Annotated in this window: 6 protein-coding genes; 1 reads left to right on the top strand and 5 read right to left on the bottom strand. The window is 64.6% G+C overall.

Annotated features, from left to right (window positions below; all coding sequences use genetic code 11):
• Positions 1-94: 94 nt before the first annotated feature.
• Positions 95-1,945, top strand: coding sequence for a cytochrome c3 family protein (locus KP003_RS20690; protein WP_216497013.1), 1,851 nt, complete (start codon positions 95-97; stop codon positions 1,943-1,945).
• Positions 1,946-2,158: 213 nt separating this feature from the next.
• Here the strand turns inward: KP003_RS20690 and priA are convergent, their stop codons facing one another.
• The 5 genes from priA to KP003_RS20665 all read right to left on the bottom strand — a co-directional run bounded on the left by priA (position 2,159) and on the right by KP003_RS20665 (position 10,642).
• The gene (gene priA, locus KP003_RS20685) at positions 2,159-4,417 is read right to left on the bottom strand and encodes a replication restart helicase PriA (RefSeq protein ID WP_216497014.1); all 2,259 of its coding nucleotides are present in this window, start codon (positions 4,415-4,417) and stop codon (positions 2,159-2,161) included.
• A 130-nt stretch (positions 4,418-4,547) separates the two neighbouring features.
• On the bottom strand, positions 4,548-5,735 hold the full coding sequence (locus KP003_RS20680; RefSeq protein WP_216497015.1) for an FprA family A-type flavoprotein: 1,188 nt from the start codon (positions 5,733-5,735) through the stop codon (positions 4,548-4,550).
• Between the two features lie 140 nt (positions 5,736-5,875).
• On the bottom strand, positions 5,876-7,198 hold the full coding sequence (locus tag KP003_RS20675) for a DEAD/DEAH box helicase (RefSeq protein WP_216497016.1): 1,323 nt from the start codon (positions 7,196-7,198) through the stop codon (positions 5,876-5,878).
• A gap of 451 nt (positions 7,199-7,649) precedes the next feature.
• Positions 7,650-7,934 (bottom strand): HU family DNA-binding protein, encoded by a 285-nt coding sequence (locus KP003_RS20670; protein ID WP_015718556.1) that lies wholly within the window; start codon positions 7,932-7,934, stop codon positions 7,650-7,652.
• A gap of 218 nt (positions 7,935-8,152) precedes the next feature.
• Positions 8,153-10,642 (bottom strand): penicillin-binding protein 1A, encoded by a 2,490-nt coding sequence (locus tag KP003_RS20665; protein ID WP_216497017.1) that lies wholly within the window; start codon positions 10,640-10,642, stop codon positions 8,153-8,155.
• Between the last annotated feature and the right edge of the window lie 328 nt (positions 10,643-10,970).

Genomic DNA, 10,970 nt, shown 5'->3' with positions numbered 1-10,970 from the left:
GATTTATGAAGCCGCGCGTATTAAAGTAGGCGCCGTTGCGAGCGCCCCAATAGATTAAAGCGTTCTAAAACGATCCTAAATACAGGAGAATACAATGGTTCAAGTCTTCACACGCCTCATCCCGCTGCTACTGCTCCTAGCATTAGCCCGGCCCGGTTTCGCCGCACAGGGCCTGGCCATCGACCCGGCAACCTGCCTGGGCTGCCACGGCAACAAGATTTCCGCCGAGCAGATGGCCAACTCCGTGCACGGCAAAAACGGCTGCACCAGCTGCCACATCGAGATTGTCGAGCTCGCCAAGCACATGAGGGGCGAGATCAAGGTGGGCAAGGTACAGTGCGTCCGCTGCCACAAGAAGGAAGCCGCCGAGCACGCCAAGAGTATCCACAGCGAGAAGGGCATCGGGTGCGCACAGTGCCACACCGACATGCACAGCCACACCTACTGGAACAAGGACAAGCGCAGGGTCATCGTCAAGTGCACCCAGTGCCACAAGGACGAGCGCGGCTTCAGCCAGTCGGTACACGGCAAGGGCGTACTCGCCGGGAACCAGGATTCGGCGGCTTGCAACGACTGCCACAACCTGCACGAAATCAAGGCGCTGGGCGATCCGAACTCCAAGGAGAACCGTGAGTTCCACACCAAGGTCTGCCTCCGCTGCCACGCAGACCAGAAACTGGTCGAGCGCAACCACATCTCCGAAGTCGCCGTCAAGAGCTACATGGAGAGCTACCACGGCAAGAACTACCGCCTGGGTTACCCGGAGAAGGTCGCCGGCTGCGCCGACTGCCACACCGCCCACGCGATCCTGCCGTCCAAGGATCCCAAGTCCTCCGTCAACCCGGCGAACCTGGTCCAGACCTGCTCCAAGTGCCACCGCAAGGGGAGCATGCTCTTCACGAAGTTCTATGCCCACGGCGAGCACAACGACCGCGAGAAGTACCCCATCCTGTTCTACACCTTCATCGCGATGACCGGCCTGCTGGTCGGCACCTTCACCGTGTTCTGGATCCACACCCTGCTCTGGATGATCCGCGGCTTCGTTGAGAACCGCGAGAAGGCCGCAGCACTCGAAGAAGGCATCATCCTGCACCACGTACCCGAGGGGCACAAGCAGTACCGCCGCTTCAGAAGGGTCCACGTGTTCATGCACCTGCTGGTCATCATCAGCTTCCTCGGCCTCTCCCTCACCGGCCTGCCGCTCAAGTTCAGCGACCAGATCTGGGCGAAGTTCCTGATGGATCTGTACGGCGGCGCGCCGAACGCGGGTTTCTTCCACAGGATCTGCGCCGGCATCACCTTCATCTACTTCTCGATGGCCCTGGTCATGAGCGTCCACTTCCTGCTCATCAGGAAGGACATCAAGGGCAATTTCTTCCAGAGGCTGTTCGGACCTGACTCCCTCTGCCCGAACCTGCGCGACATCAGCGACGTCATCGGCATGGTCCGCTGGTTCTTCTTCAAAGGGCCGAAACCGGCCTTCGAAAGGTGGACCTACTGGGAGAAATTCGACTTCATCGCGGTCTTCTGGGGTATGTTCGCCATCGGCGGCTCCGGCCTGATGCTTTGGTTCCCCGAGTTCTTCGGCATGTTCCTGCCGGGCTGGGCCTTCAACGTGGCCACCATCGTTCACTCCGACGAGGCGCTGCTGGCTACCGGCTTCATCTTCTCGGTCCACTTCTTCAACACCCACGGGCGTCCGGAGAAGTTCCCGATGGACTTCGTCATCTTCAACGGCCAGATGTCCAAACATGAGTTCGTGGAAGAGCGTGGCGACCAGTGGGCCCGTTACGAGAAGGAAGGGATTACCGAGAAGTTCGCTGCCAAGAAGTCTTCCGGCATCTTCTACGACTTCTGCCTGAAGACCTTCGGCTTCACCGCGCTGTTCATCGGCATCACCCTGCTGATGCTGATGATCTACGCCTTCATGCACCCGCACCACTAAGCGGCTGCTGAACCATGCAACAAAAAAGGGCCTCCCGATTCGGGAGGCCCTTTTTTCCGTTTTTGCGCCGGGCAGTAAAAACCCCTCGCCCTTTGGGAGAGGGGAAGGGGTGAGGGGGTTGGAAGCCCGGGCGTGTCTACTTCGTGGCAGCGCCGTCACCCCGGCCCTCTCCCGGGAGAGGGAGAGATCAAGAGGGCGAGAAGGCGCCAGGCGTTACAGCATGTCCACCGGGTCGACGTCGATGGTGAGGCGCACCGTGGAGGGGTGGCTGAAGCCGCCCCGGAAGTGGAAGAGGAGCCGGTGCAGGTCGGCCCGCTCCACCCCCTTCAACAGTATCTGCCAGCGAAACCGCCCCCGCACCTTCCCCAGCGGCGCCGTGACCGGCCCGAGCACCTCCACCCTGAGCCGTGCCTCGCGCTTGATACGGCGCAGAAGCGCCGCGGCCTCTGCGGCAGCGCTCTCCCCCTGCCCCGCCGCCACCGCTGAAAAGGTCAGCGCCGCCAGGTGCGCGAAGGGAGGGTACCCCACCTCCTCGCGAAACGCGATCTCCTCCCGGTAAAAGCCGAGATAGTCGTGCGCCACCGCGTGGGTGAGCGCGTAATGTTCGGGCGCCAGCGTCTGCACCAGCACCCGTCCCGGCTTGTCGCCGCGCCCCGCCCGCCCCATCACCTGGGTCACCAGCTGGAAGGTGCGCTCGGCGCTGCGAAAATCGGGGAGGTTCAGGGATGCATCGGCGGAGAGTACCCCCACCAGGGTCACCCCGGGGAAGTCATGCCCCTTGGCGATCATCTGGGTGCCGATCAGGATATCCACCGTCCCTTCCTCCAGCTCCTTAAGGACCCGTGCGTGCCCTCCCTTGCCCCGGGTGGAGTCCCGGTCCATGCGGGAGACCCGCGCGTCGGGAAGGAGCTTCTGCACCTCGTCCTCGACCCGCTCGGTGCCGCGCCCGAGCAACGTGATGGCGCCGCTTTGGCAGTCGGGGCAGGTGCTCGGGGGGAGCATGGTGAAGTCGCAGTAGTGGCAGACGTGCTTTCCCTTGATGCGGTGGTAGGTGAGGGTCACCGCGCAGTTGGGGCAGCGCAGCACGTGGCCGCAGGTCTCGCAGACAAGGTAGGTGGCGAAGCCGCGCCGGTTCAAAAAGAGCAGGGTCTGGCCGCCGGCGTCAAGGTTCTCCCCCATGGCCTCGATGAGCTCGGGGAGGAAGATCTCCCCCCTGTGGTTGCGCGCGTCCAGCATCCTCGTCTCCGGCATGGGGAGATCGCGCACGCGGTCCGGGAGCTGCAGGTAGCCGAGACGACCGGTCTGGGCGGCGTGGTAGCTGGTCACCAGCGGCGTCGCCGAGCCGAGGACCACCACGGCCTTGGCAAGCTTACCCCGCACCAGGGCGAGGTCCCGCGCGTTGTAGCGCACCCCCTCGGACTGCTTGTAGCTTCCCTCGTGCTCTTCGTCGACCACGATCACCCCGATCCGCTCAAGCGGCGCGAACAGGGCGGAGCGGGCACCGATCACGATGGATGCCTCGCCGCGCCGGATGCGGCGCCACTCGTCGAAGCGCTCCCCGTCGGAAAGCCCGGAGTGCAGCACCGCGATGCCGCAGTCGAAGCGGCGCTTGAAGCGCCCGACCAGCTGCGGGGTGAGGGCGATCTCGGGCACCAGCACCAGCGCACTCCTGCCGGCGGCGAGCGCCACCGCGATGGACTGCAGGTAGACCTCGGTCTTGCCGCTGCCGGTGACGCCGTGCAAGAGAAACGGAGAGAACTCGCCCGTTTCCAGCGCCGCGGCGACCTTGGCCAGGGCCTCGGCCTGGGCCGGATTCAAGGGGAGGGGGCCGTCGTGGCCATACTCCTTCGCCTTGAACGGGTCGCGGTACACCTCGCGCTGGGAAAGGTGCGCCGCCCCCAGCTCCACCAGGCGCCCCAGTTGGGAAGTGCAGGGGCCGAAGCGCTCCCTGAGCTGAGGGCCGGAACATTCGCCGACCTCCAGCAGGTATTCCAGGATCTCCAGCCCCTTGCCCCGCGGGCGGAGCGTGCAGTCCGGGACCGCGGTGTAGACCCGCTCGGTGCGCACGCTCTTCCCACCGGCCAGGTACTCCTTGAGCACCGGGGTGCCGTCCTCGGATTGTTCGCAGCGGTAGCGGCTCACCAGATTGATGCCCGCCGGGAGCGCCATCTTGATCACCTCGCCCAAGGGGTGCAGGTAATAGCCGGCGATCCAGCGGTAGAAATCGAGTTCGGCCGCGGTGAACAGCGGCTCCTCGTCGAGGACCTCGAGCACTTCCTTGAGCTCACCGGCAGCCGGCGCATCGGCGTCGCCGAGCAGGTACCCGGTGACCTTGCGCCTCCCGAAGGGGACCAGGACACGCTTGCCGGGGGATACCGCTGGGGACAGACGCTCGGGCACCAGGTAGTGGAAGCTTCCCTCCAGTGGGAGCGGGATGGCGACCTCTACGATGTGGGGGTGGTCTGTCTGCATGGGGTAGAGATGGGTCTTGCGGTAAGAGGTCGGGAGAGGGAGAAGAAGGGAAATCGGGACGCTGCGCCCTGCCCTCGCCCGCCCTGCGGGCACCCTCTCCCCGGGGGGGGGAGAGGGGTTGAGGCGGGTGTTACTTTTTCAGGACCTCTTCGGCGACGGCACGTCCCAGGGCCTCGCAGTCGGCGATCGCCTCGGGCTTGGGCATGAAGGGGGTGCGCACGAAGGGGGCGGGGAGCTTGAAGTTCATGCTCTTCAGCCTCTCCTCGGCCATGCGGCAGGCCTCGCCGGACCAGCCGTAGCTGCCGAAGACGCCGCCGACGTTCCCCTTCAGGCTCACCGTGGAGAGGTAGGCGAGCACGTCCCACATCGGCTTGGGGATGTCGCGGTTGATGGTCGGGGTGCCGAAGATGAGCCCGTCGCACTCCTCCATGAGGTCGCGGATGTCGGCGACGGAGGCGTGGTTGATATGGCACAGGGTAACGTGGACGCCGGCATCGCCGGCCCCCTTGGCCACGGCCTCGGCCATCTGCTCGGTATTGCCGTGCGGGGAGATGTAGAAGATGGCAACGCGGCGCCCGGCCGCCTTGGGCTGGGACCACTTCTGGTACAGTTCCACCGCCTTCCTGGCGTCGCTTCGGTACACCGGGCCGTGGCTCGGGCAGAGCATCTTCAACTCGACCCCGTCCAGCTTCGCCACCGCCTGCAGGATGCGCTCCTTGAACGGGCGCATGATGCAGTCGAAGTAGAAGCGGGTCTCGCCCGAGAAGTCGGGGCACTCGTCGGCGAAAAGCCCGTCCGGGGAGAAGTGCGAGCCGAAGGCGTCGCAGGAGAAGAGCACCTGGTCCTCTTCCAGCAGGGTGAACATGGTATCAGGCCAGTGCAGGAAGGGGGCGGCGATGAAGCGCAGGGTGCGCCCCCCCAGGTCGATCTGGTCGTTGTCCTTGACGATGCGGGACTCGAAAGGAAGGTGGATCTGGTTCCCGAGGAAGGTGCGCGCGGCCTGGCTGGAGACCACGGTCGCCTTGGGGCAGTGCTTCAGAAGCTGCGACAGGGAACCGGAGTGGTCCGGCTCGGAATGGTTCACGACGATGTAGTCGACGTCGGCCGGATCGATGATGGAGCGGATCTTCTCCAGGTACTCGTCGAAGCGCTTGGCCTTCACCGTATCGATGATGGCGATATGGGACTCCCCCTGCACCAGGTAGGAGTTGTAGGTGGTACCGTACTGGGTGGGAAAGAGGTCGTCGAAGACGGTGAGGCTGGGATCCTTGACCCCGATCCAGTGGAGACCCTTTCCAAGTTCGACTGCTGCTGACATCTGCTACCCCCTTCGTATCTCTCATGGCTGCCGGAAGCCGGCGGCGCTCATTCGCAAGCGGCCCCCGCGGCAGGATGCCGGGGGGCCGTATACACAGATGCAAACGATACCAAAACCAACGACTTAAAGCAAGGAAAAGGCTAGTTTCCTGCCCCGCCCCTGCCGCGGCGGTATTCCACCAACGGCTGGGGATCGCGCCGGCTGTTCCCTTGTCCCGGACGCGCCCCCTGGGCAGGACGTCCCTTGGGTGCGAAACCTTTCTTGCGCGGGTCGAAGCCAGGACGCCCCTTGCGGGCGCCGGGGCCGGAGCTGCTCCTTCTGAGCGGACGGGTCGGTTCCAGCCCTTCGATGACGTGCTGGGGCAGCGGCTTGCCGGTCAGGCGCTCGATGCGGTCCAGGTAGGCGACCTCGTTCATGGAGCAGAAGGAGATGGCGATGCCGGTGGCGCCGGCGCGGCCGGTCCTGCCGATACGGTGCACGTAGTCCTCGGCGAACTTCGGGAGGTCGTAGTTGATGACGTGGCTGATACCGGAGACGTCGAGGCCGCGGGCGGCGACGTCGGTGGCGACCAGAAGGCGCACCTTGCCGCGGCGCATGTTGGTGATGGTCTTGTTGCGGGCCCCCTGCGACATGTCGCCGTGCAGCGCGGCGGCGGCGTGCCCCTGCGAGTAGAGCTCGAAGGCGAGCTGGTCGGCATCCCTCTTGGTGGCCGAGAAGATGATCGCCTTGGTGACGCTGGCGTCGGAGACCAGGTGCTGCAGCAGGCGGTTCTTGTGGCGCATGTCGTCGGCGACGTGCAGGCGCTGCTCGATCTGGAGGCTCGTGATCTGCTTGACGTCTACCGCGACGCGGACCGGGTCCTTCAGCAGGCGCTGGGCGAGCTTCGCCATGGCGTCATCCATGGTGGCGGTGAAGAGCAGGGTCTGGCGCTCGGTCGGGGCCGCGGCCGCGATGCGGTCCACGTCCTCGGAGAAGCCCATGTCCAGCATGCGGTCCGCCTCGTCCAGGACCAGCATCTCCAGGCGGGAGAAGTTGATGGAACGGCGGTCCAGGTGGTCGATCAGGCGCCCCGGGGTGGCCACGATGATGTCGACCGGGCTGGACAGGAGCATCATCTGGTCGCGGTAGGGCATCCCCCCGAGGATGGAGCCGCAGCGCACCCGCATGAACTTGCCGTAGGTCCTGACCGCGTCCACCACCTGGATGGCGAGTTCGCGGGTCGGTGTGAGCACGAGGATGCGCGGACCCTTGCCGCGCAGCGGCGACGGGACCAGCAGGCGCTCCAGCGCAGGCAGGACGAACGACGCGGTCTTGCCGGTGCCGGTCTGGGCGCTGCCGATCAGGTCGCGGCCGGAGAGCGCCAGCGGGATCGACTCGGCCTGGATCGGGGTCGGCTCGGTGTAGCCGCAGGCGCTGATTGCTTTGAGGAGAGGGGCGGAGAGATTCAGTGATTCAAAAGACATGTGTTTCCTTTACGTACCCTCGCGACAAAGCCGGGCCACGCTGTATCCCGGGAATCCCCACGGGAAAAGGTGGCTGCTGCGCCGGAAGGCGGTGAAATGTGGGGCGTGCCAAACCTGCCGCGACAACGATTGTCGCAGGCTTAGCTGAATATTATCGGCAACACGCCATATGACCGGCAAACCATACATCGTTGCCAACCAATTAGCTGCTGCCGCATTTCTCGTGGGGATTAACCTGAATGCGAGGGGTTGGATCGATGGGAGGGGTATTACCCCGGTGGAACTGATGTCAGTCAGACGAACAGCTTTACTACAGTAACCCAGTAAAGGCAAGTTTTCTTTTCAACGTATACGTTTACACGAAAAAACCCCGCTTTGGAGGCGGGGTTCCCTGTGCGTGCCGGAGACGTAGCAACAGTCGTGGAGGGGCACGTCGCTGGCTGGTCAGAGACTACTTCTTCTTGGCAGCGATGGCATCCTTCAGGGCCTTGCCCGGGCGGAACTTGGGCACCTTGGCTTCGGCGATCTTGATCTCCTTGCCGGTCTGCGGGTTCCTGCCGGTACGGGCCTGACGGCTCGCGACTTCAAAGCTGCCGAAACCTACCAGGGTTACCCTGTCGCCCTTCTTCAGCGCACCGCTCACGGTGGAGATGAATGCACCGACGGCCTTCTCGGCTGCGGCCTTGGGGATGTTTGCGGACTTCGCCACTGCTTCGACCAGTTCTGCTTTAGTCATGTGAGACCCTCCTTGGCTGGATTAAATTAACGCCACTATAATCATATATTCGTAATTTGCAAGGGTTTTCTTGTGCCGGCTTCCATTTTATCCGCGACAGGAGCGGTTCTAGCCCGATTTTGACCCCTCGATCCGCTCCTGGCAAGGGTTTACGGGAACCCGTTTGGGGCGGCGAAACAACCGCCCCCGACACCGATAAACCCTGTAATACCGGTCATTTACGGCGCTGAAACCGCGTCAACTGCGGGTTCGGCACTGTAGCTGGTAGGCTCCGTCCCCGAGACGAAGCACTCCTGCACCGCTCCCGGGGTTCCCTCCTTGGCCAGGCGGCCGTTGCGCGGGTCGATGAGCGCGAAGGTGACGTTGCCCGGGGTCGGGAAGGACTTCACCGGCATCCCGGCCAGGGCCCGCTGCATGAACTCGGTCCAGATCGGCGCCGCAGCCTGGCCGCCCGAGCCGCCGGCTCCAAGACTCCTCTCCTGATCATAGCCGACCCAGACCCCCGCCACCAGTTGCGGCACGTACCCCACGAACCAGGCGTCCTTCATGTCGTTGGTGGTACCGGTCTTTCCCGCCACCGGGCGCCCCAGGGCGCGCGCGCGCCCGCCGGTACCGCTGGAGACGACGCTTTGCATGAGGTTGGTCATGATGAAGGCGGTCTCGGGCGGGATCGCCGGGATTACGCCGCCGGTCGCCTCGGAGAGCACCGGCTGCCCCGGCTGCGGCACGGCCGGCGGGGCCTTCCCCTCCTCCCCTTCCGCCGGTCCATCGGCCGGTACACTCGACATCTGGCCGAACACGGGGACCTTCGGCTCCTGCACCTCTTCCAGCACGTTGCCGTCGCGGTCCAGCACCTTGGTGACGAAGTAGGGGGTGGTGCGGTAGCCGCCGGAGGCGAACACCGCGTAGGCGCTGGTGAGCTCCATCGGCGTGACGCTGGACGACCCCAGGGCGAGGGTGAGGTTGCTGGCCAGGGGCGAGGTGATCCCCAGCTTCTTCGCGTAATCGATGGCGCTACCGACCCCGATCTGCTCCAGGATCTTCACGCTGACCACGTTGATGGAGTTGGTGAGGGCCTCGCGCATGGTGACCGGGCCGCGGTAGACGTTGTCGTGGTTCTTTGGTTTCCAGGCCTTGTCGCCGCCGCTTTCGTACTCCACCTGGGAGTCGTCGATGATGCTCGCGGTGGTCATGCCGTGCTCGAGGGCCGCGGCGTAGATGACCGGCTTGAAGGCGGAGCCGGGGTTCCTCTTGGCCTGCATGGCGCGGTTGAACTGGCTCTTCTTGTAGTCGTACCCGCCGACCATGGCGCGCACGCCGCCGGTCATGGGGTCGATGGCGATCAGCGCCGCCTGCGCCTCGGGGGACTGGTCCAGGGCGAACACGGCGCCGGAGCGGTTCTTGTCCGGCTCCTTCACCTGCAGCTCGAGCACCGCGCCGAGGCCGATGGCCCGCTTGGCCTGCGGCTTCCCGTAGCTGTTGACCAGCTCGACGCGGCCGGCCCAGTCCATGTTCTTTTTAGGGAGCGTGCCGGTGCGGTCGCCCACCCGGACCGTCAGTTCGTGTTTCGCCGGGTCGACCCCGGTCACCACCCCCTGGTAGACCGCCCCCTGCTTCAGGGAGAGCTCGTCGATGTCGTCCTCGACCTTCTTGCAGAAAGGCTCCACCTCGGCCTCGGAGAGGTATTTGGCCGCGCCGCGGAAACCCTGGCGCTTGTCGACCGCCTTGAGGCCGTTCACCACGGAATCGTAGGCGGCCTTCTGCATCTCGGCGTTCATGGTGGTGTAGATCTTCAAGCCGTCCTTGTAGATGCGTTCCTCACCGTACTTCTCGACCAGCTGCTGCCTGACCTGCTCGAGGAAGTAGGCCGACTGCTCGGCGTTCACCTTCTTGAGGGGCTGGATCACGATCGGGGTCGCCTTGGCGTACTCCGCCTCGGCCTGGGTGATGTACCCTTCCTTCACCATCCGCTCCAGGACGTACCCCTGGCGCTCCTTGGCCCTTTCCAGGTGCTTGATGGGTGAGTAGCTGTTGGGCGCCTTGGGGAGCCCCGCGAGCATCGCCATCTCGGCCAGGTTCAGCTTGTCCACCTCTTTGCCGAAGTAGGTCTCGGCCGCGAGCTGCACGCCGTAGGCCCCCGCACCGAGGTAGATCTGGTTCAGGTAGATGTAGAGGATCTCGTCCTTGGTGAGCCGCTCCTCCATCCTCGTGGCGAGGATCGCCTCCTTGAGCTTCCTGGAGAACTTTTTTTCCGGCGTGAGCAGCATGGACTTCGCCACCTGCTGGGTGATGGTGGAGGCCCCTTCCTTCTTGCGCATGGAGATCAGGTTCTTGAAGGCGGCGCGGGCGACGCCCACGTAGTCGATCCCCTTGTGCTGGTAGAAGTTGGAGTCCTCGGCGGACACGAAGGCCTGGATCAGCCGTTTGGGCATCTTGTCCACCGGCACCACGGTGCGTCGCTCCAGGTAGAACTCGCCGACGAGCGTGCCGTCCTGGCCGTAGACCTGCGAGAGGATGGGGGGGCGGTAGTCGGCCAGACGATCGACCTTGGGGAGCGCCCCCAGGAGGTAGAAGAAATATCCCAGGAAGGCGAGCAGCATGAGGGTGGAGCCGCCGGCGGCGACCCAGAGCAGGTACTTCAGGGTGGGCGTGGGTGCTTTTTTCAACCTGCGCTGCTGCTGTCGCGGCTGCGCCTTGTAGATTTCCATGTCGAGAGGGTCTCCAATCGGGTTGATGCGTGCGCTGGATCATGGCCTGGCGTACCCGGAAGGCCGATGTTCGGGGAGGCGGGAAGCTCCTTGCCCCCCTGCGGCAAGGGTAGAGCTGGTCGGGAATCTGCGGGTGCACCTTGGTTATGCCGAACCCGGAGCCGGGCGCCAAGACGAAGAGTATCCCAGATTGCCGCAGTAATTCAAGGTTATTATGCTTCGCCCGCCCGTCGCGCGCCATCCCGAGGACCGACATCGTCCACCCTTCGCCGCGTCGCCCGTGCCCCTCGAGGCGCGCCGGTCGGAGCCCTTATCCCTTTATAATGTA

Source organism: Geomonas diazotrophica, assembly GCF_019063885.1.
GTDB classification, from domain to species: Bacteria; Desulfobacterota; Desulfuromonadia; order Geobacterales; family Geobacteraceae; genus Geomonas; species Geomonas diazotrophica.
Note: the sequence above shows the minus strand (reverse complement) of the source record. Positions and strands in the feature narration are given on the sequence as shown.

What these genes read in the sequence shown, in the direction of transcription:
- KP003_RS20690 (WP_216497013.1), top strand. Translation starts at nt 95, where the DNA reads ATGGTTCAAGTCTTCACACGCCTCATCCCGCTGCTACTGCTCCTAGCA.
- priA (WP_216497014.1), bottom strand. Translation starts at nt 4,417, where the DNA reads ATGCAGACAGACCACCCCCACATCGTAGAGGTCGCCATCCCGCTCCCA.
- KP003_RS20680 (WP_216497015.1), bottom strand. Translation starts at nt 5,735, where the DNA reads ATGTCAGCAGCAGTCGAACTTGGAAAGGGTCTCCACTGGATCGGGGTC.
- KP003_RS20675 (WP_216497016.1), bottom strand. Translation starts at nt 7,198, where the DNA reads ATGTCTTTTGAATCACTGAATCTCTCCGCCCCTCTCCTCAAAGCAATC.
- KP003_RS20670 (WP_015718556.1), bottom strand. Translation starts at nt 7,934, where the DNA reads ATGACTAAAGCAGAACTGGTCGAAGCAGTGGCGAAGTCCGCAAACATC.
- KP003_RS20665 (WP_216497017.1), bottom strand. Translation starts at nt 10,642, where the DNA reads ATGGAAATCTACAAGGCGCAGCCGCGACAGCAGCAGCGCAGGTTGAAA.